This window comes from Leptospiraceae bacterium (assembly GCA_015075105.1).
In the GTDB taxonomy this organism is placed as follows: domain Bacteria; phylum Spirochaetota; class Leptospiria; order Leptospirales; family Leptospiraceae; genus JABWCC01.
Map to the genome: position 1 here is coordinate 952,601 of JABTUZ010000001.1, position 24,767 is coordinate 977,367.

Here is a 24,767-nt window from a genome sequence, read left to right on the forward strand (position 1 = left end):
TTGTTAAACCATAAAATTGCAGGTGATAAATTAATTGTCTTTTTAGAAGGTCGTTTAGACGTATCGGTAGCCAATGAAGTTGAGGAAGGTCTTCTTAGCCTAATAGATGAGGGGGGACATAAGAAAGTACTCTTGAATATGGATGGAGTGGAATACATGTCCTCTTCAGGATTTCGAGCTTGTATTTCTATACTCAGGAAATTAAATACTGAGGGAGGGATGTTGAAAATTTGTAATATAAAACCCTCTGTAAAGAGAATTTTTGATGTGATTGAACTAACTTCTCTATTCGATATTTTTGAATCTGAAGAGGCGGCGCTTGCTGCATTTTAATTTTGGGTTAACCGTATATCTTCGATTCTTCAAAAAATTATTGATACAAAAAGGAATGAAATCCAAAGTATTCCAAATTACGATAACCTGCCTGTTGTAAAATATTCATTTTCAGATTCTCTTTTCCAAAAATCAGGAATCATTGCAGAATGTAAAAAAGCAAGCCCATCTAAGGGTGTGATTGTAAATAGCTACAACCCAACTGAAATTGCAAAAATTTATGAAAAGAGTGGAGCATCGGCTGTATCTGTTCTAACAGATTCACTTTTTTTTCAAGGATCTTTACAAGATTTAAAAAATGTATCAGATTCAGTTTCGATCCCTGTTTTACGCAAAGATTTTATTATAGATGAAAAACAAATCAGGGAAGCAATATTTTATGGGGCAAGTGCAATTCTTTTAATAGTTAGAATTTTAGATTCAAATAGATTGAAAGAACTTCTTGGTTATGCAGAAACACTAGGACTTGAAGTTTTAGTGGAAATACACAATAAAAATGAAGCAGAAATAGCCTTGAATTCCGGTGCAAAAATAATCGGAATAAATACCAGAGATTTAGATACTTTGCAAATCCATAAGGGTCTGATTCAAGAATTAACAGAATTACTCCCTAATTCAGTTTTAAAAGTTGCCGAGTCTGGGATTAACGGAAAGGAAGACTACCTGGGCATTAAAAAATACACTCGATATGTACTAATCGGGACCTACTTTATGCAATCTTCTGATATAGCCAACTCATTTTCTAATTTATTAAAAAATTAGTCGAAAAAAAATATTTTTATTCGTGACACTCCTATAAAAACTTAAAAAATGAATTATTTTTTCGATAGTAAATTGTGATTTCCCCAAGTATTTTAAGTATAGTTATTTCCATGAAAGGTTTTTTTACATGTGCAGCATTTATAAAAATTATAGAGATCCTTTATAAAGATTGGCTATGTTGCAGGTCGATAAATTAAATACAAGCGTATTTAAAATGAATTCAGAAATCGAACAAATTCAACCTAAAATAGCCAACCAAAAGAAATACAAAATCCAGATTACAGTTTCTATTTATAGAAACGGACTATTGTCTTATAAAAATGAGATGACAGTGCCCTCTGTTTACAATAGGCGAAGCGAAGCAAGGGGACATATAAAAAAAGAAATCAGAGAAAGGCTCGACAGCTCTAATTTTTTTCGTTCCACTAGATTAGACTATGATTTAGTTAGATACACTGAAGAAGCGACTTGCAATACATTCATTCGATATTGTATAAGAGAAGAATGTTAGAGCATTTAGGTAAACTAAACTTGCATCTTTTTACAAATTTAGAATTTTGAATCTTGTAAAATAGATTAGTTTTTACTTGATAGAAAACCCCTGAATTTAAAAATATTTCCAAATGTCGGATTCATCAAAAAAAGTACTGGAAAAAAACGCTCACGGGGAGTATGTATTTACTCCTTACGGTGAGTTTTTATCCTACTACCATGCACACGTACAAATTTTTAGCCAACTGATAGAAAGAAAGAAACTACCAAAAGCAGAATCAGATTCTCTTTCTCAAAGAATAAAATCTTTTATGCTTTCTAATATAAAAAAGTCTGACCATTTTTTTGAAAACATCAAAAACTTTGCGGGTTTTCTGGAAATGAATCAAGCTAACCTTCAGGAGTATTTAAACAATAATTTTTTAGAAATATTAAATAAGGTTCAAGCAAAATTAAAAAGTCAAGAGATTGAGAAATTATCAACCGAACAAGGCAACAAGAAAAACTTCAACAGTATCTTAGAAGAATTGAATAGTTTATTTGGGGAGAAATTATTAAAAAATATTCAGTTTGTTAAGGAAGAGGGTAGGGTTGTTCTTGTTGATCTTACTACAGGCAATCGTATCGAGTCTCAGAGTTACTCGGCTGAAGAGTCTTCTTCGGAAAAGATAACGACTAAAAAAGAAGTGGAAGTGATTGTAAGAGAGCCAGAAAAATCAATTTTAAAAGAAATAATTGAATTGTATGGAAACGAACTGCAAGGAATAAAATTAGAAGCTCAAAATCCAAACAATTTTATCAGTACGGCAGATATTCCTCTTCCCACCAAAGCAGATAAAAAGCAAGAAAAGGAAGAATTAGAAATTATCGAAGATTTGCAATTTGAAGACGGGTCAACTCAATCACTTCCAGAAAACAGCGCAAATGAGGTTGTTGACTTGGATTTTTTATTATCTCAAGTTCCTGAAAAAATAAAAGATCCTATAGATGATTTTTTATTCAAAGAATATTCCAATTTATTAAAAATAATTCAGTCTTATCAAGCCGCTAAAGATACAGAAGGTTACAATCACTGGTTGAGCCAAAGCTCTGAAATTGAAAGGTCTTTTGTTTCAATAAGAAATTATACTGCAAGAGAATTGAAAGGAGAAAGTGTCAACTGGGGAAATGTGTTTCGGAATATTTCGGACAAGACAAATTTAACAGAAGATTCTTTAAATAACTTAAAGAGAAGAATTGAAATATTTAAACAAACTAAAATAATCCAAGATGAGTGTATTATGGAGTTTAAACAATTGCCCCCACAAATATTGAACTTGGTAAAGTCTGCATGGCCCCATATTTTGAATTCTTTTGAGAGAATGCCTAAGGTAGATGAAGTGGAAGATGGGTTTCAAAATATTCTGTCTCGAATAAAAAATGAAAATGAGAACAAGGCAATTTCACAAGTTCTGCAAAAAATAACAAAAAAACTTCAAAGTTTAGTAGAATAAACTATCCGAGTAGTATTTTTAAGGATCTCATGCAAAATAAAAAAATTATATCTTTAGATTTGTTTCAAGAAACAATCGAAAAGGCAAAAACTTCAAAAAGGAAAAGAGCCAATTACAATTTCCATGATTTGAGTGAAGTCTATCAAAGATTTTTGAATGTACTGATTCGGGGGACTTATATTCGCCCTCATAAGCATTCAAAACCGCCGAAGCCGGAGACGTTTATTTCGCTTAAAGGGAATTTTGGATTTTTCTTATTTGATGACTCTGGAAAAATTACCGAAAAATACTTGGTTTCTTCGGAGGGACCTATTTATGGTATTGATGTTTCGCCTAACGTATGGCATTCGGCAATTTGTTTATCAGATTATTGTGTCTGTTTTGAAGGGAAATCCGGCCCCTACAACCCAAGTGAAGATAAACTTTTTGCAAGTTGGGCACCGGAAGAAGAAAGCGAAGGTGTTCAGAAATATTTGGAATACTTGGAATCTTTGTTTGGTTGCCTGTAGGTTTCTTTGACTTATGAGTAAACGTAGAAAATATATCAGTGGGTTGAGAGTAGCTTATTTATAGCTTCATTAAATTCTGATTCATTTTCTTGAGAGTAGATTAGTTTTGAACAAAATATATTTTCCTCGAACGGGTTATTTTCTAATATATCTTTAAAAAAAATTGTTCCGTCTATCGGAGCTTGAAATTCTCTATAAATATCAATAGATACAAAACGATAACCATTGTCTTCGTATTTCATTATTTCTTTATAGGAGTCTATGTCTGTAATTCTGCAATCATCTGATGCGATTGCAATTCCCCATATTTGACGAACTCCTCTACACAGAAAAATAATATTTCCTTTCTTGATATCCTCAACAGTTTTCCAACTGGGTTCTTCATGTTTTTCAAAAACAGGGTGAGAAGAGCTTGGAACAGAAAAAGCTCCTCTTGAAATAATATTTTCAAAAGTGTTAAATAAATTAATTCTATAAACGCTCATTGTTGTACGATTTCCAGTAAGTGATTAATGGCTTTATTAAAAGTTCCTAATCTATTTGTTATAGGATTCAATTGCATGCAAAGGTGAGGCTCTATAAAAGGATTTTCTTTTTCAAATAGTTTATCAAAGTAAATCTTTCCATCAATTGGTTGAACTAATTCTTTGTAAACTTTAAAATTGACATAGCGAAATCCATTTCTTTCGTAACGCATTTCTTCTCTGAACGCATCCACGTTGGTAATACGACAATCATCAGTAGCAAAGGCAATAGACCAAATCTGGTAAATCCCACGACACAATAGAAGTAGGTTTCCTTTTTTAATTTTCTCAAGCTCGGACCAATGAGATAAATCACTAAAATCATTGTATTCTCTATTGGTTTTGCTTGGAGCTGAGAACGCACGCCTTTTGAGTGCATTTTCAAAAGTATTGTATAAATTTACCCTAAAAACAGCCATTGTTTCTCTTCTTTCACCAGCATTTTGAATCTTCCCTTAAAACTGTAAAGTGAAATACAAAAATAGCGTTATTTCTTTTTCTTTCGTCTTTGTTTTGCAGAATTTTTTGAGTCTTTTTTATCACCTGCCTCTTCTTCCTCAATCCCTATCCTATCTACATAAGAATACGTTTCTGTTGCGTAAGTCTGTTCTGAAGAAATCGACTTTTTCACTATAAGTAAATACAAAGAAGGCAAAACTGTTAAAACCAAAATCATTGCCGATGTTAGACCGCCTACAATCACAGTTGCAAGAGGTCTTTGGACATCAGAGCCTACTCCAGAAGCCAAGGTTGCGGGTATTAAACCGAGTAGTGCCAAAAGAATCGTCATTAGCATAGGTCGAAGTTGGATTATAGCAGCTTTTTCGGCAGCCTCTTCAATAGAAATATCTTTGTGGTCTCGTAAAATCTGGTTTGTTCGAGATACGTATAGAACACCCGCCATAGTCGCAATCCCAAACAGAGAAATAAAGCCTACACCTGCAGATACATTGAAGTAATACCCTCTGAGAAGTAAACCTGCAATTCCTCCGATTAAAGAAAGTGGGATACAAGAAAGAGCCACGGCGACATAGCTTAGATTTCTGTAGAGTAAAAATAGAACGCTAAAAATAATCAGAATAGTAATCGGAATGACCATTACTAACCTTTTCCCAACCCGTGCAAGATTTTCATACTGCCCACCATATTCAATTCTATACCCTTCTGGTAGTTTTATGGTTTTTTCAACTTTTTTCCTAAGCTCGGCTACAAATCCTCCTTGGTCTCTGCCACGAATATTTGTTCTAACCGTGATATTTCTTCGACCCTGCTGTCTAAATATCATGGTAGGTCCATCAACTAAATCGATTTGAGCAAGGTTAGAAAGTGGGATTCTTTCTCCTTTTGAAGAAATAATTGGGATGTTTTTTACTGATCTGATTGTAGATCGGTAATCGTTAGAATATCTAACTACAATTCCAAATCTCCAAGGCCCTTCGTATAATGTGCTAATTCTTGACATTCCTATTGCAGATTCAATCACTTGTTGAATTTCACTTACATTGATACCGTATCTTGCAATTGCCTCTCGATTGATTTTAATATTGAGTTGAGGAGAATCTGCTTCTTGTTCTATTCCAAATTCACTTGCGCCTTCCATGCTTGCAATCAGCTTCAGCACTTCTTCGGAAATATCTCTCATAATATTCAAATCGTTCCCGATTACAAATACCCCCAGATCGGCAATCGTTCCCATAATTGCTTCAGACAAATTGTCCATAATCGGTTGAGAAAAACTAAATCGAACTCCGGGGAATGTGGTTTCTAAATCATCTCGAAGTCTTATCAGTAATTGTTGCTTGGTGATTTTTTCATTCCACTCTTTGTAATCTTTTAAACCAATAAAAATTTCTAAACGATTTGCAGGGAGTGGGTCTGTTCCGTCATCGTTTCTACCTAATTGGGTTAAAATGACATTCACTTGCTCGTTTTTTGAGATTACATCTCTCATTTTTTGGGGGTATTGTTTTGCGCCTTGTAGAGAAATTCCAACAGGAAAGAAAGCTCTAATTGTAAATCCACCTTCGTCAAGCTCCGGTAAAAACTCTGACCCAAGTTTAAAAATACCAATAGTAATCACTAAACCGACTATAAGCATCGCGACTAATACTGTTTTTTTGGATTTGAGAATTAAATAGGAAATCAATCTTTTGTATTTTTTTTCTACCCAGTCGTAAAAATGATTATGCCATTCAATAGGACCGGGGTTTGCGTCCTCAAAATATTTTCTGTAAAGAATAGTCATTAGTACAGGAATTGCAGTGAGTGCAAAGATCATGGCTCCAAGGATTGCATAAGAAATCGTAAACGCCATAGGTTTGAATAATCTTCCTTCGATTCTTTCAAAACTAAAAATAGGAAGGTATGCCAAAATAATAATAGCGATAGAAAAGAAAATTTCTTGTCCAACCTCGGAGGCTGCATTAGTAGTGAAAAAATTAATTCCCATATTTTTTTCATCACGAGTTGCGTCTCTATATCTTCTCATAATATTTTCTACCATGATAACGGCACCATCTACTATTATCCCGAAATCAATTGCACCGAGTGATAAAAGACTTGCAGGTATTCCTGAAAATTGCATTAGGATAAACGCAAAAAGCATGGAAAATGGAATCGTAGCAACGACTACCAAAGAAGCTCTTACGCTACCGATAAAAAAAACTAAAACAAGGGTTACAATAGAAATTCCTTCAAAAAGAGTCATACCAATAGTGCGAAGGGTGTAGTTTACAAGATCACTTCTATCGTAAGAAGTTTTCATTTGTATTCCTTTGGGTAGATAGTTCTCGTTAATTTCTTTTACCTTGGCACGAATTCTTTCTCCCATTTCATTTGTATCACCCCACCTTCTCATTGCCACAAGTCCCTGAACAGATGAATCAACGTCTGTTTTTCCAATCTCGTCATTTTGAAAAGTGTATCCGAGTACACCACTCGGAATAGGATGATTGATTTCTACTGAGCCAATATTTTTAATAAAGATAGGTACGCCATTTTCTTGTTTTAGAACAATATTTTGAATATCAGAAATTTCTCGAATTGCACCGAGTGAGCGAATAGGAAAACCTTGGTCTCCTTGCCATAAAATATTTCCACCGGTGTTTAGATTGTTTCTTTGAATTGCATCAATTACGTCGCTAATTGTCAACTTATGACGAATGAGTTTTTCTGGTGTAGTGATTACGTGGTATTGTTTGGGTAATCCTCCAAAAGTTACTACATCTGCAATTCCTTGAATTTGCAACATCCTCGGCATGATAACCCAATCTTGAATAGTACGAATTTCCATAGGAGTATGGTTCTCGGTTGACTCCACTACGTAACGAAAAATTTCTCCAACGGGTGAACTCATCGGTGCGAGTTGAGGCTCTACTTCCGGAGGTATATCTGCCTCTTTTACTTTTTCGAGTAATCTTGTTCTCGCAAAATAATCATCTGTCCCATCTTCAAATACAAATTGGAATACTACAAGTCCATTGATAGTTCTTGATCTTCTGATTAATACTCTTGGGATAGCGTTTAACGTCCTTTCAATAGGGAGTGTAACTCTTTCTTCCACTTCTGTAGCAGCCCTCCCCGGAAATTTTGCTACCATTCTGACTTGGGTATCTGCAATATCTGAATACGCTTCTTTTCTAATGTCAATCCAAGCCCAAGTACCAAGAACGAAGATAGATAAAGCAAAAACTAAAGTTACGATTCTATATTTAATTGCAAAACCGATAAAACGAATGATCATTGTTTATTCCTTCCAAAATCAAACATGTACCCAAGCTGGAAAAGTAGTTGTGGGTTACGGTAGTCACCTCTCCCTGTTCCGATTCCTAATTGAAGAAAAAATCCACCAAGACGAACATCATAGGTTATGCCGATATAACTTTGGTGAAGATACGCTTTTTTCCCTTGGTTGTATTGATATTCTAAATACGCTGCAAGCTCTGGATTTATAGACCTTACCTTATCTCTGATAAAATAGTCTTGAAGGGTGATCGGGTTGTGGTTATAACCCGGGTAATAATTTAATTCATAGTTTGGTTGACCACCTTGGGCAGGTGTAGGGTTGAATGGACTTACGTTGAAGTCTCCTGCCACAATAGAAAAACTTTGAATGACTACGGGGGTCTTATGAAATGCAAATCCTATATCGACTTGTCCACCGTTCCAATGCCTATTGTAAATCATACCCGAGCCTCTTAAAATTACACTTCTAAACATATAACTTAAATTGAAATTGAGACTCGCCGGGTTACCGATTGAAGCCCCGATGGTTAGAAAATTTTCAGGTGTAGGCCTTGGAAACTTCACACTTTCTTCTACAGCTTGTCTTACTTCTTCTTTTGAGTTGATGTTGGTATTTTTTTCGTCACTTTTCTTTATCTTCAACTCTTCAACAATTTTTTTATTGTTTTCAATATATTCTTTTTCATTATTCTGTCTTTCCTCTTGAGATAAAACAGGGTTCAAAGAAAAAAATAGTATTAGAAGTGAAGGTAGGCAGTAATTTAATATATTTAAAATTAAAAATTTCATTTTTAGAAACCGAAACTAAGCCCTTTGAGTAGGATTGCACCTTTTGTCACAACGTCTTCTCCGATACGCAATCCTTCTATTACTCCTACCTTATCTATTCCAGAATCACCCAAAAGTATTTTTCTTCTAATGAACACCCCCGGCTCTGTTTGAACAAACACATAGGTATTTCCCTCAACGGTTACTATGGAAGTGTAAGGAATTACCGCATTCGATTTTCCTTTTTCGCTAAATTCTATGTGTGCATACATTCCAGGTTTGAATTGATTATTTTTGTTCGCCATAGAAACTCTAACCTTAACGGTTCTTGTCAGAGGATCGACGTTATCGCCTATCGCATCAGACCTCCCTTTGAAAACTTCATTTGGAAATGATGTAAAAGTAATCTTGACTTCCTTGCCGTTGGATACATTTATCAGATCACTCTCAGGTATATCTGAAATTAAAATAATCGTATTCGTTTTTACCGAGCCTAGTTCAACAGGATTAAAACCAAGCGCTCTTAGTTTTCCCTCTGTCTCGGAAAATTCAGCTCTTGCATTACCGTAATCGGTTTCAGCTTCAATCATATCTTTCATTGTAGCTACTTGGTTGGCATACATATCTTTAATTCTTGTTAAATTCTTGGATGACCGATTCAGTGCATTTCTACTTTGTTGGTAATTTGCATAAAGAGTATTTATTTCTGGAGATTCAAATAGAATAATTTTTCCTCTTCCACCAAGAGACGAGGATACACTCGCAATAATTCTTCCTGGTGCACCTACAGATATAAATTCTGAAGTCTTGTCAAATTTAGAAACTTCAATTTGTTGAAGTCCATTGCTCCCCGGAAGAAAAGAAATCTTTTGACCGTTGTCTGTCACTTGGGGTCTTGTTAATGAATTGGGAGTATTTTTTCTCGCCTTTTTGTGACAAAGAAAATAAGTTGCAATAATTACTAACAACAAGCCACCCAAAATAAAGACCCACTTTTGCTTTGAATTATTTTTCATAGATGTATTCATGGTTCACTCCATTGTGCTTTGAATATTCAAGATATTTTTTCCGACTGAATAATTGAGTCCTTCAATTGCTTCTACACGGTCGGTTTGAAGTTTGATCATTTGTAAAATACTTGTTCTATACGTTTCAAAAAAATCTGCAAATTCTATAATTGTTAAATATCTTTTCTCATAGTTTTTAATCATCTGGATAGAAAGTTTTTTGTAGTCTTCGGTGAATTTGTCTTTAAAGGTATTGTACAATGTATTTTTTTCAATCGCTTTGGAATAGATGATGGAAATATCGTGCTCTACTTGAATTCGGGTGTTCTGTAATTCTGCTCTTTTGGCGAGGAGTGCTTTTTCTGCTGCTTGAATATTTCCTTGATTTCTGTCAAAGATGGGAACTGTCACTTGTGCAGTCATACCCCAGTAATTTGGATATGCAGTCCCTTGCCTATTGTAGTATGGACCAAAAGCAATGTCTGGAATCGCATTTGCATTTTGCAATTGAATGTTGGCTTCTTCCAATTTTACGCTTTGAATTGCAATTTTGAGATCGGGTCTGTTTTCAAATGCGATGTCAATTAAATTGGAAACTTTTAGTCCATCTAAAGGAATATTGTCTAAAACGTTAGACTCTATAATTGGAGATATTTCTAAATTATCCAAATCTCTGCTATTTAGCAAGACTCTTAGATTGGCTTCTTTTTCTTTGCATTGAACCATGAGTTCAGTTCTTTCGTTGGAAAGAAAAAATACCAGTGCCTTCAATCTTAGCAACTCCGATAAAAGGATTGCACGGTTGTTGTAAGACTTATCCGCAAGACTGACAGTTTTCTGCAAGGCTACAATACTTTCATCATAAAAACCAATTGCTTGCTTTAGGTAGTACAGTTGAAAAAAGCTTGTTCTAAGTTGTAGCTTTAGCGCCCTAAGTAAATCGTAGAACATCTCTTCGGAAATTGCTTTGTTTATTTCTGCTACTTTTATTCTTTTATCAATCTTTCCACCAAGTAAAAATAATTGTTGAACTTGAATTGCAGTCTGTCCAGATCTTGTGGTATCAAAATATCTATCCGTTCCGTCTCGGAAAATACCTTGGTCGATTCCAATGCTTGGATTTGCATAAAGTCCTGCTTGCAAGATCGCAGCTTTTTTTGCATCGATTTGGAATTTTGCGGAAAGTAGCAATAAATTATTCTTAACAAATAATTTTTCTGCTTTTGATAGAGAGAGTTTAGCGAGTAATGTAGTTTCAGATTCTTCTTTTTTGACTTCTTTGTCCAAAGGAGGTGAAACTTCTACAGCAAAACTACGAAAAGATAATACAAATACCAAATACATGAAAACTCTAAGTCTCCATATTTTTAAATTGTATTTTTGTTTTAAGACTCTACTAAAAATATACACCACCCCCAATAGGTTTTTAAAGGTATAAAATTTATACCAGTTTATAAAAACTGAATCAGGTAAAGAGGGGAGGGGGGATGCTAATAAATCGATTTTGTAAAAGGAAAGAAAATTCAGATTGGGTTTCAGTGATAAGGAATTGAACCGTATCAGTCAAGATTGAAAATGTGAGTTTTTCATCTTGGTAAAAATTTATAGATACAAAGTAATTTCTCTCGCTAAAGGAAAAACATGATTGGAGGGTAGCGAATGAGTCAGACAAAACCAAGGTATGGTTTTTAGAATTTATGATATGAATATCGTTATGGTAAGAAGTCTTTTCAAATGATGCAATGCTAAAAAAAATCAGTGTGGATACAACTACAAAAGCAATCAATTTGATGTAGAGGCTTTGAATCATCCAATTTAGCTTCATTACTTTCCTGTAAATACCCTTAAAGTGATTTTTTCACCGATTGTAAATAAATATTTAACTTGAGTATTTATATTTGTAGATTTTAAAGAAAAACTTTTTATTAGAGTGCTTTTCATAAAAATTTAAACTGTAAGCATTGTTTGAATTGCAATAAAAAATGTCAACAGAATTAAGGTTTATAAAGAAAGAAATAAGGAATTTTATCTTATGGAAAAAACCTATTCGGATTACTGGAAATTACTGTTTTATCGGGACTCAAAAGAAATTCAGCAATTGAACGGGATTAGAGCAATTTCTATGTTAATTATTATTCTATGCCATATATGGGTTGTAGGGGTAGTAATTTTTTCTGATAGTTTAAAAAATAGCTATTTGGGTCATTTTATGGAGAATTTGGTATCGGGTGTAGATCTTTTTTTCTTGCTTAGCGGATTTTTAATCTATAAAATTTTATACACTGAGTATTCAGCTTCGAGGGAAATTGATTTCAAAAGATTTTACACAAAAAGAGGGTTTCGGATTTTTCCGATATACTACTTCTTTTTGACGATAACATTTTTTGTTGCAAGGCTCACCGTATTTGCAATTGAGAAAAAGTCCCCTCTTAGCGTTTCTGATTCTATTTTAGCCTACTTAATCAGAGAAAATACAAATATTATTCGGTTCGATTTTTTATACCTTTCTGATTTTTTTGAATCTTTTCACCCACATACTTGGTCTTTATCTGTAGAAGAGCAATTTTACTTAATTTTTCCTTTTTTGGCAATATTTCTACTTCGATTCGATAGAACAAAAAGGATATATTTACTTTTATTTGCTTATTTTTTACCAATGCTCATTCGGTTAATTCTATATTTTCAGATTATTCAAAGTTCAAATCTATTCTTTGCAAAATCCATATTCACAAGATTTGATTCTATAATCGTTGGGATCATTCTTTTTGAAACATATTCTATATTTATAGAAGATAATAAAAAAGTAATTCCTTACAGAAATATAATTTTACCAAGCTCATTTCTACTTCTATTTTTAATCCATACTCTAAGCTATGGGGATAATATTTTCTCAAAAGTATTTTATCTCAATACACTTCATATTGGCTTTTATTTAATTGTATATTTTTCTTTAACGACTGTATCCAATTGGTCAAAATTCTTAAATCTAAGAATCTGGGTTCCTTTGGCAAAACTAAGCTACTCTATGTATATATGGCATATTTTAGTTTTCGGAGCCATATTCGGTAAAACTATAAATTCGGCAAAGGGAATGGACAATCTGTATTGGTATGTGTTTAGCCATTCTATGAAAGGATTCTTTCTGACACTATTTATTTCTCTGCTTTCTTATTCTTTGATAGAAGTTCCTTTTTTTTTAATTCGAGACCGGTTAGTCAACAAGAATCGTAGTGAATAGTCTTTCAATTAGCTATATACACTTGAAATAAATCTATTTTGTAGGAAATTGTCTTCCCACCTCGAATCTTTCTTTTTTCTTTTTCAAAATTTTCATGCAAGCGTATGATTTCATTTTTCGTTCTGTTTATAGAAGATTTTTTTTCAGGCTTAGGCTCCCATTTGAAATTTGCTTCTTGTCTCATTAGTTTTTCTTCTAATTGACGAAGTTGCCTTTTGAAACTGATTTCTAATTTGTATTCTTCTTTTTTAAATATGCTAATTGTTTCTTCTTCTAATTCCTGCTTTCTATTTTCTGCAATGCTTTCCAGGAAATTCCGGGTTTGCAGAAAATGCTTTTCAATATTGATTTTTTTTGGCTCTATACGAATCGGTTCATGTATTTTTGTATTTTGAAAAATTTCTGGAATATCTTGAAGGATTTTTATTTCTTGGTTTTTTATATTAAATTCGATATAATACATTTCTGTACGTGTCATAGAAAAAGAATACTTCACGAAATATATAAATATGATTTTTTTTGTGTAACTGTCGATTCCTCGAATACAGATATTTTTATATCCATATTTTGATTTCAAGATTGAGTCTATGCAACTCTCTACAAGTGGGTGACCAAACGCTAAAAAATCCATTCTCTCATTTTGAAGTGCAATTTCAGAATCGAAAGTAGATAGAGATTTTTTATTGTTGTAGTTAAGAAAGTAAACTCCTTTTTCTTTCAATTGTAGTGATCCGGAAATTTTTTCAGGAAAGTATTGTAAAAATAGATTCATAAACAGTTCAAGGTGAGAATTGTTTACTGATCTATCGTCTATTGTATGGCTGTAGTAGTCTTGTAAGTTAAAATCCAAAACTTTCGGAGTCAATAATTCATTGAGTTTTTTAAAACCCTTTTTTGCTGTTTGAATTCTGTTGTCTAATTCTTCTTCCATCTCTTTTGAAGTTTTTCTTCCGGTAATGAATTGCATGAAGTTAGATTGAAAGTCTAACTCATCTTCTATTGTTCCGAGTAGTGCATCTGATTCTCCAATAGACTCTTCAAACAATCGTATCTTATTCGATAGAACATCAAGAATTCTTTCTGCAACTGTATCTTTACTTGCGAAGTTAAATATGTAAACATCGGTTTTTTGACCAAATCTATGGATTCTTCCGATTCGTTGTTCAATTTTAAGAGGGCTCCAAGGCAGATCATAATTAAACAGTATATTTGCAAATTGAAGGTTTCTCCCCTCGCCACCCGCTTCTGTTGATATTAATATTTCGGAACTCGATTTGAATGTATAGATTGCCTTCTCTTTTTCTTCTGAACTTAGAGAGCCGTGAAATAGAATCGTATCAAAGTCGCTTAAAGATTCAGCAAGAAACTCTTGAGTACTTCTAAACTGGGTGAAAATAATAAATTTATGGTGGCCTTCTTTTTTTAATTTAACGATAGTTTCCTTTAGTTTAATTACTTTTCTGTCTTCAGAAATAGACCTTCCGATATGGATTAGTCTGTTTAGTGTAAATAATTCTCTTCGGATATTTTGAAAGTCTACCGGAATAGAATCTTCCAAGGAGTCGATTAATTCCTCTACGTTTTCTGTTTCATCAAAATCCCAATCTTGAAAATCTATACTGTGTTGTCTTAGACTGTTGTGGAATTTTGACTCTATTAAAAATTTTCTTTTTGTAAGTGCGTTCAGGAGTGCATGGACAGATGAATCTAATAGTTTTTGAAATACGATCATTACAAATCCTGTTGCTCGATTTTGTGAATTCATCGCAATGTTGTATTCTCTTTTTACATAATTGGTTGTTTCATCATAAAAAATTCTTTCCTCATCACTCAATTCTATTCTTACTGTCTTGGCGTGTCTTTTTGTAAATCCCCCAACTTCGATTTTTCGTCGTCTGAGCAGAACTTTACTAATTTTATCTTTTAAGTCTGATTTTGCTCCTAACACATAATCATTCGTAAACGACTGAAATGTTCCTAAAATATTCGGATCAACCAAATGTAGTAGGTAATACAGTTCTTCGAGTTTTCCACGAAATGGTGTTGCGCTCAATAAAAGCAGGCATTCGCACTTCTTAGAAATCTTTTCTGCAAAAATATAGGCTCTTGTAATTTTGGAATAATCCCTTCTTAGCCTGTGGGCTTCATCGAATACTACAATTTCCCATTTTTTTTTGAGAATGTCTTCGGAGTATTTTGGGTTTTTGATAAAGTCTATAGAAGTGATTATTTTATTAAAGTTTTGCCAATTGTCCTTTCCTTCGGTTAAAAAATTTTTTCTTCTTATGATTTCAAAGTCTTCATTGAACTTACTTTTCATTTCTTCTTTCCACTGATAGCAAAGTGGAGAAGGAGTTACGATGAGTATTTTTTTGTATCCTTTCCTAAATACCAATTCTTTTATAATGAGTCCGGCTTCTATGGTCTTTCCTAATCCTACCTCATCAGCTAAAATAAATCTCGGAGAAAAACTATTAGCAACTATTGTAGTAGATTCAATTTGATGGGGAAGAAGTCTCGTCCTTGAATTTGAAAGAGAAGAAAGTTTATTGTAAGCAAAAGCAAGTTTTAATTTGCTTGCAAGAAGAGACATTTTCATCTCATTCTCAAAATTTTCTGTTTCGCATAACGCACTCGGATAATAGTCAAAAAATTGAACTTCGTTAGATTTGAAAAATTCTTCAGAGTCTAAATAAGGAAAATACAGTCGAACAGTATTTTCGTGAAATTCTAAAACTCTTCCAATCCCTTTTTCCGGTGCAGATGCAATATAAGCAAATTGCCCTGAGCGAGTTTCATTTTCTTGGTAAGCAAAATCCAGATCTAACTGGAGAGAAACAGACAAGGCTAAACCCCTTTTTGGCTTCCCCAAATAATTTTGTGTAATTGAAGAGAAAGTCTTGAATTTGGAATGCAGGAGGACTTGACCCAATGAGCCAAGTCTTGTGGCGAACATTCACCTGAAACAGGTGAATAAATTATATTTGTTGTAACTGAATTTTTTTGTATCACTTCAACGCTTCTTGCAAAATCTCTTTTATCTCGAACGATAAATTTTAATTCATCGAATGGATTTTTTCTTTCATTGATAACCAAAAGATTGTCCAAGTTCATAAATTTTTCCATTCCCGATCCCGGCAATTTGTAATCCATAGAAAAAACCATGCCCCTCAAACCTCGGATACTTTCTTTTCCGTTTGTTTCTAACCGGATGATTGCATGTTTTTTATTATGTCTCATTTTGGAAATCTTTTTTGTAAGTTCTACACAAAATTCTTTCTTATCATTTTCGAGAGGCTCCCCACCCGTAAAAATAATTTGTTTTGGGCAATGCGTGAGAGAGGTGATTACTTGAATTATCTCGTCTATTGTAAAAAGTTTCCCGCTTTTTGGACTAAGAGAATATTTTGTATCACACCAGAGTTTTTTATTTTGAGTCTTTCCACATCTTAAAGAGCAACCAGAAAATCGAACAAACACAGTAGGGATACCGGATGATATTCCTTCTCCCGAGATCGAATAAAAAATTTCAGTAACTCTAACTTTCAAGATAGAACTGGTTTCCTGAATTGGATCGGATATTGAAAACTCCATTTTCAAATAAAAGATATTGTCCTTTGATTCCGACTAACGTATCTTCGATAGGTTTTAATTTTTGAGGTTTCCATGAAATTTTTTTAGTAGGGTATTTTAGAATTGGGTAGTTGATGATTATTTCAGGAGTATTCAAAATACGGTGCTCTATGTTTTTCAGAAATTTATTTATTGTAGAGTAAATTTTCTGTTTATTTTCAGAAAGGTCTAAATTTTCACTATTTGTGGAAATCATTTTTTGCCAAGAAGTTTTATCGGATATAAATTTAGAAATCTCTTTTTCAATAATTCCAGCATCCATGCGAGACGCAACTTCTAAAAATTCTATTCCAAACATTGCCCCTTGATCAATCCACCTGTTTGTTATAGGCTCTTCTTTCGTGATTCCTACTTTTAGACCGCTCGTATTTGCAAGATAGACTTTATGCTTTTTGAAGCAATTGATTTTTCCCCATTCAGGCTCTCTACAAGTGCCAAGATGAAAATGGCAAGTCTCTGGCTTTACAATACACAGATCATTTTTGGCTAATCTCATAAAACATAGATAGCAATTTCCTTGATTGTAACTTTTAGGAGTTTGCCGTCCGCATTCAATACAACGAATCTCATTTGTAAATTTTAAAATAATTTTTTTTCCGATGAACTGGTTGAGAAGCAACTCGTTTTCAGCAAATTTCAAATTTGAAAAAAATGAGTTTTTGGATTGTTCTCCAACTTCTTCATAGTTGACGTATTTCAAATAGTATGATACAGGGTTTGTATTTTTGTGACCCATCTTCCTCAAAAACCCAGAAACCATAATTAATGAAAATATCGAATAGAATAAAAATTCAAGCTATTAAAAGATTTTCACTCTAAAAGTAAATGAGACATAATATACATAATGGGTAGTCACTTTTTTAGCCAATATGTTCCTTGCATAAATTCTGTAAAGGATGTATTGAAATCTGGTTCTCATATTACGATAATAAAGCATGGAATCAAAAAAGATCGAATATATCAATAATAGAATACCAGTAGTAAAAGAAGAAGTAACCCCGGAAGTGCATTGGATAACATTCCAGTTATCGGCTCAAATAGAAAGTGATTTTTTACGAATCGTAGAACAATGCAATCAAATAAATTCAAGCATATCCCATTTTTCGGGTTTGATGAAATCATTCAATGTACGAAAATTCGAAGGCACGGATTATCAGGCACACATGGAACAGGTCGAAATGGATATAGGTGCAAAACTGCTCAAGCAGTGCATGGATGGTATCAAAGAAATGTCCTTATGCCTTGAAGACGCAAAAAAATCCATTCGCAAATCAGTTAAGACATCGAGGATGCACAAAATCAAAATCACCGAGCATATAAAAGAAATAGAGGATGGAAATGAAGAAGGTGTAATTAATTTTGTGTAAATATCTTTTACTCCGAAAATAAAAGAGGGTAAAGAATATGGCAAAAACAAAATCCAGAAAAGACGAGCTCCTTGAAGAGTTGATCAAGGAATACAAAAATCCTGAAGAATTGATCGGTGAAAATGGTCTTCTGAAAGAATTAACCAAAGCTATAGTCGAGAAGGCTATGCGGCAGGAACTGACCCATGAATTGGGTTATGAAAAACATTCTCGGCAAAATGGTGCCGGCAATTCCCGCAATGGTTTTTCGAAAAAGACTATCAAGGGCGATTTTGGAAACCTGGAAATCGACGTTCCCAGAGACCGGAATTCCGAATTTGAACCGAAGATAATCAAGAAAAACCAGACCCATTGGAATGGATTTGATGATAAAATAATTTCTATGTATGCGCGAGGAATGACGACACGCGACATCCAGGCTCATCTTCAGGAAATCTATCAGGTTGAAGTTTCTCCTGATCTGATCTCCACAGTAACAGATGGTGTAATCGAAGAAGTAGTAAAATGGCAGACCAGACCTATTGATTCAATCTATCCGATTATTTATCTTGATGCATTGAGGGTCAAAATTAGAGACGATGGTCAGGTCAAAAACAAGGCTGTTCATATGGCTATCGGCGTCAATATGAACGGTTTAAAAGAGGTTTTGGGCTTCTGGATTGAAGAAAATGAAGGATCCAAGTTCTGGCTCCAAATCCTGACTGAACTAAAAAACCGTGGGTTGCAGGATATATTGATTGCCTGTGTTGATGGACTTACCGGTTTTCCGGAAGCGATTAAAACTATTTATCCAAATGCCGAAGTTCAGCTTTGTATCGTTCATATGGTCAGAAATTCTCTGAAGTATGTTTCCTTTAAAAATCGAAAAGAGCTTTCATCTGACTTGAAAAAAATCTATCGTGCAGTGAACGTTGAGGAAGCAAAATTAAAACTTCAGGAATTTTCTAAAAAATGGGATTCAAAATATCCGATGATTTCAAAATCCTGGGAAAACAGATGGAATGAGATAATTCCTTTTCTTGCCTATCCGGCAGAAATCAGAAAAGTAATTTACACAACCAATGCAATCGAGTCTTTGAATATGACGCTTCGAAAAGTGATCAAAAACCGGGCTTCATTTCCCAATGATGATGCGGCAAAAAAACTGTTGTATCTGGCTCTGCAGAATGCATCAAAAAAATGGACCATGCCTATCCGGGATTGGGGTGCTGCGATTAATCAGTTTGCAATAAATTTTGAAGGGAGAATGGAAATTTAAACGGAAAAGGATTTTACACAAAATTTCCTACACCCTCGAAATGAAAAATGAACTCCTTTATAAATAAAAATTACTTGTACTTTTTCCATTTCGATTTACTGTATAAAAAAAGAGCGGACATTGAAGCCCGCCAAGTGAAAACGATACGACTTTTTGGGCTTCTAAGTTGCGCGCTGGCAATGCGGGCTACTCTCTGGCTCGTTTTTTTATCCATCTTTTCCTTCCTCCTTTATAAAATTAGTGCAGTTTGGAAAGGAAGAGGTGGTGTTACTTCAGGAAACGGACAAGGAAGGTATAACTGGAATAAAGTCCAGTTAATATTCAGGGATTACTTTGTTAGGAATATTTTCAGAAGTTCTACAACTTTTGGTATTTCTTGTTTAGGAATTCTTGCAACTATATTCCGGATTTCTGCATATTCTGGTAAGAGCAAAAAAGATTCATCCAGTAGTTTTTCTTTTTCGGATTCACTTTTCAGAGGATCTCCTTCTCCTGTAAGAAGCCATTCTTCACGAACAGGAAAGGTTGCTAAGATGGATTTAATGACTTTCTTAGAGACTGTCTTTGTTCTTCCACTTAAAATTTCTGTTAGAATATTTGAAGAAAATCCAATACGTTCAGAAAATTCTTTTTGTGTTATTCCTAAAAGATTTATTAAATTTTTTAGTCTTTCTTTCATAATGACACATTTTTGTGTTGACAAATTATCGGTTCTGTGTTATTGTAAAAATAGAGGTTTAAATACAACATCATGGAATTCAATTTTATTGCACGCTTTTTCAATAGGAAGCAAAAAACTTCCGTCAGGAGCGTTATGTCTCTGAATAAAAAGGAAGTAAAGCGAGCAATTTTCGATGCCGGATTCTCTGATTATACAGAGTTCTGCAAAGCTAAAGGTATTAGCTATACTCCATTCATCGATACTATCGCAGGCAGGCGGAACCATCGGGAGAGTATTAAGGCTCTTGAATCAATCGGTATAGATTGCTCAGAGCTTCCAACTAAGAAGCCAGAATCGGTACTGGACAGGATGGTAGGGAAATGAGATCAGAAATTAAAAAAAGAAAGCATGACTTCGATTGTCAGTTACAGATTAAAATTTCAACCGAGAAGAGAAAGCGAATAATTCCGGCTATGCTCCTATTTCAACTGTTGTTAGGGACATTTTACAAAAACAGATGGATGAAGAGTTTCTTTTAAAAGGCAAAAAAATATGACAAATTGTCTTTATGGTGTTAACACAAACAGGGACTTAATTATTTCGTCCAAGCCCATGAGAAATCTCCGAGGAGATAAGTGATGGGAAAATGAAAGAAGCTGGACTACCATATGAATTTTTGAAAGTAAAATCTGCACTTATGAGTGATGGATCATATTTAATTTATGGAGGTGAATCAGCATGAACCTTGAATTACAATTCAAATCTATCATTCAATCGGAAGATAAATACCCGGTAGATTTTGACAAAGCCTGGAAATGGGCAGGATATTCCAGAAAGGATAGTGCTAAGAGGACATTAATAAAAAGCTTCATTTCGACCAATGATTTCACTATCCACATCAAAGAGGATAGCTCTAAAAAATATGGGAAAAAGAAAGAAACTATCTATCTAACAAAAGATTGTTTTAAAGAATTCTGTATGCTTGCGGAAACTGAAAAAGGCAGGGAAGTCAGGCAATATTTCTTAAAAGTAGAAAAAGAATTCTATCGTTTAAAAGAATTTTCAACAGCGAAAGAAAATACAAAACTGAAAGAATCCCGGAAAAAGAACATTTCCTTATTTCACCGATCTGGGCTAAATAATCCAGAACAATATCGGGATGTTACCCGTCGTCAAACACAGATTGTAACCGGATTAACCCCAACACAATTAAAAGAATCAAGGAATCCAAAAGCAAAGACAGGCCGGGAACTTTTAACCGAACGGGAACAAATCGGAATGCTTATCGAAGAAAATCTTACAATGTTGAACATTCTTGATGATAGCCCTAATGATTTTTCTGGCGTAATGAATTGTATAGAAAAAACAGTACCAGACATGAAAAGAATTTATTATAAAAATGAAAACTTTGTAAGAGAGCTTGAAAAGTTAAGAGCATAAAAATAAAAAATGGAAATCGCATGGACTTAGGACAGACATTCAGGGAGCATTTGGAAGAACAAACTGGTATTTATACTGCTGAACCCGTGCGATTGGAGACATGCCAGAATTGCGGGAAACTGGTAGTTCAGACTTATCAGAAAAATTTCTGCAATCCTTGTCTTGTGAAAATATTCCAGAGGCTACAACCAGTAATCAATTCAGTAAGCAATATTTGCAATAAATCACCACTTGCGAGGTTGGGATTATGAAGAAAAAGACTCCAGAAAAACTACCGGAAAAAACAAGGTTGCGTTTTGAAAAGATAGTCTTGCAAAAGTTCAAAAAAGCAAATGAAGAGAAAATCAAAAGTTTTAGCGATGATTTGATTCTTGGAATTGTAAGTGGAGAGATTGGTATATAATCATGGCGTATGCTCTGCCAAAAGAAAAATCGCTACCTCGATTGATTGAGCGTAAGTTGCAGAACCGGATTAAATTTTTCGACGGGAAATATCACGTATTGAATCCTATCGGGAAAGTCCTGTTCAGCCATGAGAAGAAAGTTTTTTGCGTGGATTATATGATATGGAGGGATGCAAAATGAGTAAAACAATCCTCGAAGAGAATATGGAAATTTATCTCAAGTCAGAAGAACGAAGAATTCGATTCAACGTGATTTTGTATCTGATAGTCTTGATCAGTTTTTGTATAGTTATCATTTATTTTGAATATACAGCGATGCAAGAAACAAAACTCAACGAAGTGAAAACTTTAAATCAAATGGATAAGGATTTGGATTCCAAGAAGAGTGAGATGAAATGAAAGAATTAAAAATATTTCAATATGAAAACTCGAAGATTAGGACTTTCGAGGAAAACGGTGAAGTATGGTTTGTAGCAAAAGACGTATGTGAGTATTTAGGGTATGAATGGAAGGGGGGTAAACGGATTAATACCCTAATATATAAACCCACGGGTAGAATTTGTCCGTGAGTTGGAAGCGATGAGAGCGTGAAAAAAATGAAATTAAAGAACAAAAGCGAAAATAAATCTTTGCAGAAAAGTGGATTAAAACAAAAGATAAAAGTATGAAAAACGATATTCAAAAAGTCCTGAAAGAATCAAAAACCTGCGAGGAGAATTCGCCTGCAAGGAAACAGGCTATGATAGATTTCATTGGTGAGTTTGTGGCAAGAAACGGGCAGACAAAGAGTGCAGAGTTATTAGGTATAAGTAGAACAAGCTTGTCGGGGTATTTAGCTGGGAAAAAAAAAGTTAGCGAAAAACATCTCGTGCAAATAGTAGAAAAAATTTTAAAAAAGGATGAAAAAAAATAAAAATCGCTTTACAGGTTTCACCGTAATGGTGACATTGTGTTATGGAATTGAAGTTTACAAGATATTTTCTGGAGCAGGTAAGGAGAAACCATCCAGAAGCTACAGTTGAGAATATACAGGAAGCATTACTCAATTGTGTAAAAGAAGAATATCAGGATAAGAACAGGAGAGCCATTTGGGGAATGATAAAGGAAGAAAAGAAGCTTATGAGAGTTATTATAGAAAGTAAAGGGGAGATTCATAATGCTTTTTTTGACAGAAATATGACAAGGAAACTTGCGGAGGGAAAATGAAAATAAAATATTATAAGGAAACCGACACATTATATTTGGAACTATCGGATATATCGAAGAGAGCTGAGACTGTAGAAATATTTGACGGTTCAGATGTCTTTGCTGAAAAGTCAGAGTCTGGAAAAATTCTTGCCCTTACTATTGAATCGGCATCCGAAAAGATGGATTTGAAGGATTTAGAAATGGAAAGCGTTCCATTTGAGCACATGGTAATGAACAAACTGGTTTTAGTATAATGGAGTATATGATTGTAATTGAAAAAGTTAAGATAGCAGTTTAGGGAAGGAAATGGACGAATTAAATAAGATCATTAAAGGGATTGAGGACTGTGCGAAAAAAGGTGAAGCTGGTCGTGATACTCTCTACAATTATATTAAAGAATATGTGGAAAAAAACGGAGGTGCAGAAACTGCAAGAAGAATTGGTAAGTCGCGTGGATATATAACGCATTTAATAAATCAGTACAGAAACACGACTCCGGAAACTTTGACATCAATTGTAAAAAAAATTATCGAATGGGAAAAAAATGTGAAAAAAGGTTGATTAATGTTTAACAATGTTCTACATTAGTAAATAAGAGAAAACCGGATGCGCGAACATCCGGTGCTGAAATCCTTTCGGAAGACTCAACACCCTCCGAAGATCTTCAGCTCTCTGTAAAAGTCAAGTAAAAAATTACTACTGAGGTAGATTACCGATGTAGGTGACAAGGAGGGAATTATGTCGCAAAACTTTCAGGAACGAGTTATAGAACAGGCAATCGGGGAAATCGCTATGAGCCAGGACAAAGAATTGAAAAAGCTATTCGGAAAGTCTGAAAAAACAGATTTCTTGCGGGCATGGTATTATGGCAGTCGGAAAAAAATCAAAGACTTATGGTGGAAAAACCTATGCCATCTGGATCAGATTTACGTAAGAGATGATATTCTTACGGATAGAGATGAAGCACTGGAAGTATTAACCCGTTCTCAAGCAGAGCTGATCAGTGCAGTTGAAATGTTGCAGGAGAAAGTCTCAAATCTCATTAAAGAGAATGAGAGTCTGAAATTGCTTTTAAAAAATAAGAAAAACTTGGAGAGAGTCGCATGAATGAATTAACAGTAAAAGAAGAAATTGTAACTCCTACTAAATTAGAAAACTATCTAAAAATTGCAGGAGTCGCAAGTAACCTAACCAAAGAAGAACGAGAAAATTTTCTGCAAATTGCAATGGATTTTAATCTAAATCCGTTCAAACGAGAAATCTATTGCACTTCGTACGGACAGGGAGAATGGAAAAAAACCTCAATAATAATAGGGTATGAGGTTTACATCAAGCGTGCCGAACGTACAGGACAACTCGATGGTTGGAATGTCACAACTACAGGATCAGTCCAGGGAAATGATCTGAAGGCGATTATTACGATACACCGGAAAGACAGAAAATTTCCATTCGTGCATGAAGTCGAATATTCCGAGTATGTTCAGACTGTGATTGACAAGGATTCGAAAAAGCTTCGCCCTAATAAAATATGGTCAGAAAAACCAATAACCATGTTGAAAAAAGTTGCGACCGCTCAAGGGTTTAGATTATGCTTTTCGGACGAATTAGGTGGGATCCCATACGACAATTCTGAGTTACCCGGAACGATGGAAAGAGAAGTGCAAGCCGCGCATCAGATAAAACTTTTGGAGAGCGAAAAAACGGAAGAACATGGACAAGTAGCTGGACAAAATGAATTTATTGAAGAGGAGATGGTTGAAGAAAAAGTAGAGACCAACAAATTCTCGCATTTGAATTTATCTGAGGGTGAGGAAATTCCAAAAGAATACTGGAAGATATCTATCGAGCAAAAAAAAGCCTCGCTACCTCCAAATTGTTACCCGAAAAAAATTCACAATCCGGAAACTAACTCTTATGTTTGGGTAGTTACCAGGAAGGGGGATTGA

Annotated in this window: 29 protein-coding genes; 18 read left to right on the forward strand and 11 right to left on the reverse strand. The window is 34.3% G+C overall.

The features are described from left to right. The 5 genes from HS129_04655 to HS129_04675 all read left to right on the forward strand — a co-directional run bounded on the left by HS129_04655 (window position 1) and on the right by HS129_04675 (window position 3,589). Window positions 1-333 (forward strand): STAS domain-containing protein, encoded by a 333-nt coding sequence (locus tag HS129_04655; GenBank protein ID MBE7411345.1) that lies wholly within the window; start codon window positions 1-3, stop codon window positions 331-333. Between the two features lie 15 nt (window positions 334-348). Continuing rightward, window positions 349-1,095, forward strand: coding sequence for an indole-3-glycerol phosphate synthase TrpC (gene trpC, locus HS129_04660; protein MBE7411346.1), 747 nt, complete (start codon window positions 349-351; stop codon window positions 1,093-1,095). A gap of 214 nt (window positions 1,096-1,309) precedes the next feature. Then, on the forward strand, window positions 1,310-1,606 hold the full coding sequence (locus HS129_04665; GenBank protein ID MBE7411347.1) for a hypothetical protein: 297 nt from the start codon (window positions 1,310-1,312) through the stop codon (window positions 1,604-1,606). Window positions 1,607-1,718: 112 nt separating this feature from the next. Further along, window positions 1,719-3,080 carry a hypothetical protein gene (locus tag HS129_04670; GenBank protein ID MBE7411348.1) on the forward strand — a complete coding sequence of 454 codons (1,362 nt, stop codon included), beginning with the start codon at window positions 1,719-1,721 and terminating at the stop codon, window positions 3,078-3,080. A 29-nt stretch (window positions 3,081-3,109) separates the two neighbouring features. After that, window positions 3,110-3,589: a WbuC family cupin fold metalloprotein gene (locus HS129_04675; GenBank protein ID MBE7411349.1), complete on the forward strand. Its 480-nt coding sequence runs from the start codon at window positions 3,110-3,112 to the stop codon at window positions 3,587-3,589. Window positions 3,590-3,624: 35 nt separating this feature from the next. Here HS129_04675 and HS129_04680 read toward each other — a convergent pair whose 3' ends face one another. From HS129_04680 to HS129_04710, 7 genes are all read right to left on the reverse strand, one after another. Beyond that, a complete protein-coding gene (locus HS129_04680) occupies window positions 3,625-4,074 on the reverse strand; it encodes a hypothetical protein (GenBank protein MBE7411350.1) in 450 nt (149 codons plus the stop codon). Next, window positions 4,071-4,532 carry a hypothetical protein gene (locus tag HS129_04685; protein ID MBE7411351.1) on the reverse strand — a complete coding sequence of 154 codons (462 nt, stop codon included), beginning with the start codon at window positions 4,530-4,532 and terminating at the stop codon, window positions 4,071-4,073. The genes HS129_04680 and HS129_04685 overlap by 4 nt, the downstream gene beginning before the upstream one ends. A gap of 68 nt (window positions 4,533-4,600) precedes the next feature. After that, window positions 4,601-7,855, reverse strand: a complete 3,255-nt coding sequence (locus HS129_04690) for an efflux RND transporter permease subunit (protein MBE7411352.1) — start codon at window positions 7,853-7,855, stop codon at window positions 4,601-4,603. Continuing rightward, on the reverse strand, window positions 7,852-8,646 hold the full coding sequence (locus tag HS129_04695) for a hypothetical protein (GenBank protein ID MBE7411353.1): 795 nt from the start codon (window positions 8,644-8,646) through the stop codon (window positions 7,852-7,854). Before HS129_04695 ends, HS129_04690 begins: the two co-directional genes overlap by 4 nt. Window positions 8,647-8,648: 2 nt before the next feature. Beyond that, window positions 8,649-9,641: an efflux RND transporter periplasmic adaptor subunit gene (locus HS129_04700; GenBank protein MBE7411354.1), complete on the reverse strand. Its 993-nt coding sequence runs from the start codon at window positions 9,639-9,641 to the stop codon at window positions 8,649-8,651. A gap of 15 nt (window positions 9,642-9,656) precedes the next feature. Then, window positions 9,657-10,976, reverse strand: a complete 1,320-nt coding sequence (locus HS129_04705) for a TolC family protein (GenBank protein ID MBE7411355.1) — start codon at window positions 10,974-10,976, stop codon at window positions 9,657-9,659. A 121-nt stretch (window positions 10,977-11,097) separates the two neighbouring features. Then, on the reverse strand, window positions 11,098-11,457 hold the full coding sequence (locus HS129_04710; GenBank protein ID MBE7411356.1) for a hypothetical protein: 360 nt from the start codon (window positions 11,455-11,457) through the stop codon (window positions 11,098-11,100). A gap of 207 nt (window positions 11,458-11,664) precedes the next feature. Between HS129_04710 and HS129_04715 the strand changes: the two genes are divergently transcribed. Next, window positions 11,665-12,870 carry an acyltransferase gene (locus HS129_04715; protein MBE7411357.1) on the forward strand — a complete coding sequence of 402 codons (1,206 nt, stop codon included), beginning with the start codon at window positions 11,665-11,667 and terminating at the stop codon, window positions 12,868-12,870. A 4-nt stretch (window positions 12,871-12,874) separates the two neighbouring features. On the opposite strand, the gene HS129_04720 is transcribed toward HS129_04715, so the two are convergent. Genes HS129_04720 through HS129_04730 form a run of 3 tightly spaced genes read right to left on the reverse strand, consistent with a single transcriptional unit; the run spans window position 12,875 to window position 17,263 of the window. Next, on the reverse strand, window positions 12,875-15,715 hold the full coding sequence (locus HS129_04720) for a DEAD/DEAH box helicase family protein (GenBank protein MBE7411358.1): 2,841 nt from the start codon (window positions 15,713-15,715) through the stop codon (window positions 12,875-12,877). A gap of 2 nt (window positions 15,716-15,717) precedes the next feature. Beyond that, window positions 15,718-16,464, reverse strand: a complete 747-nt coding sequence (locus HS129_04725; protein ID MBE7411359.1) for a 4Fe-4S cluster-binding domain-containing protein — start codon at window positions 16,462-16,464, stop codon at window positions 15,718-15,720. Then, window positions 16,409-17,263, reverse strand: a complete 855-nt coding sequence (locus tag HS129_04730; GenBank protein ID MBE7411360.1) for a DUF2797 domain-containing protein — start codon at window positions 17,261-17,263, stop codon at window positions 16,409-16,411. Before HS129_04730 ends, HS129_04725 begins: the two co-directional genes overlap by 56 nt. A gap of 175 nt (window positions 17,264-17,438) precedes the next feature. Between HS129_04730 and HS129_04735 the strand changes: the two genes are divergently transcribed. Then, entirely contained in the window at window positions 17,439-17,870 is a 432-nt protein-coding gene (locus tag HS129_04735; GenBank protein MBE7411361.1) for a hypothetical protein, read from the forward strand. Between the two features lie 37 nt (window positions 17,871-17,907). Further along, the gene (locus HS129_04740) at window positions 17,908-19,128 is read left to right on the forward strand and encodes an IS256 family transposase (protein MBE7411362.1); all 1,221 of its coding nucleotides are present in this window, start codon (window positions 17,908-17,910) and stop codon (window positions 19,126-19,128) included. Window positions 19,129-19,456: 328 nt separating this feature from the next. Here HS129_04740 and HS129_04745 read toward each other — a convergent pair whose 3' ends face one another. Beyond that, entirely contained in the window at window positions 19,457-19,807 is a 351-nt protein-coding gene (locus HS129_04745; protein MBE7411363.1) for a helix-turn-helix transcriptional regulator, read from the reverse strand. A gap of 720 nt (window positions 19,808-20,527) precedes the next feature. Between HS129_04745 and HS129_04750 the strand changes: the two genes are divergently transcribed. The 10 genes from HS129_04750 to bet all read left to right on the forward strand — a co-directional run bounded on the left by HS129_04750 (window position 20,528) and on the right by bet (window position 24,767). Then, complete coding sequence (locus HS129_04750; GenBank protein MBE7411364.1) at window positions 20,528-21,229, forward strand: hypothetical protein; 702 nt, start codon at window positions 20,528-20,530, stop codon at window positions 21,227-21,229. A 247-nt stretch (window positions 21,230-21,476) separates the two neighbouring features. After that, the gene (locus HS129_04755; protein MBE7411365.1) at window positions 21,477-21,632 is read left to right on the forward strand and encodes a hypothetical protein; all 156 of its coding nucleotides are present in this window, start codon (window positions 21,477-21,479) and stop codon (window positions 21,630-21,632) included. 178 nt (window positions 21,633-21,810) lie between these two features. Continuing rightward, window positions 21,811-22,032 (forward strand): hypothetical protein, encoded by a 222-nt coding sequence (locus HS129_04760; GenBank protein MBE7411366.1) that lies wholly within the window; start codon window positions 21,811-21,813, stop codon window positions 22,030-22,032. Next, window positions 22,029-22,202 (forward strand): hypothetical protein, encoded by a 174-nt coding sequence (locus HS129_04765; GenBank protein ID MBE7411367.1) that lies wholly within the window; start codon window positions 22,029-22,031, stop codon window positions 22,200-22,202. Before HS129_04760 ends, HS129_04765 begins: the two co-directional genes overlap by 4 nt. Window positions 22,203-22,297: 95 nt before the next feature. Continuing rightward, window positions 22,298-22,546 (forward strand): hypothetical protein, encoded by a 249-nt coding sequence (locus tag HS129_04770; GenBank protein ID MBE7411368.1) that lies wholly within the window; start codon window positions 22,298-22,300, stop codon window positions 22,544-22,546. A gap of 41 nt (window positions 22,547-22,587) precedes the next feature. Further along, window positions 22,588-22,839, forward strand: coding sequence for a hypothetical protein (locus HS129_04775; GenBank protein MBE7411369.1), 252 nt, complete (start codon window positions 22,588-22,590; stop codon window positions 22,837-22,839). Next, window positions 22,836-23,075: a DUF2283 domain-containing protein gene (locus HS129_04780; GenBank protein MBE7411370.1), complete on the forward strand. Its 240-nt coding sequence runs from the start codon at window positions 22,836-22,838 to the stop codon at window positions 23,073-23,075. Before HS129_04775 ends, HS129_04780 begins: the two co-directional genes overlap by 4 nt. 52 nt (window positions 23,076-23,127) lie before the next feature. After that, window positions 23,128-23,382 carry a helix-turn-helix transcriptional regulator gene (locus tag HS129_04785; GenBank protein MBE7411371.1) on the forward strand — a complete coding sequence of 85 codons (255 nt, stop codon included), beginning with the start codon at window positions 23,128-23,130 and terminating at the stop codon, window positions 23,380-23,382. Window positions 23,383-23,559: 177 nt separating this feature from the next. Then, window positions 23,560-23,928 carry a hypothetical protein gene (locus HS129_04790; GenBank protein ID MBE7411372.1) on the forward strand — a complete coding sequence of 123 codons (369 nt, stop codon included), beginning with the start codon at window positions 23,560-23,562 and terminating at the stop codon, window positions 23,926-23,928. Then, window positions 23,925-24,767: a phage recombination protein Bet gene (gene bet, locus HS129_04795; protein MBE7411373.1), complete on the forward strand. Its 843-nt coding sequence runs from the start codon at window positions 23,925-23,927 to the stop codon at window positions 24,765-24,767. Before HS129_04790 ends, bet begins: the two co-directional genes overlap by 4 nt.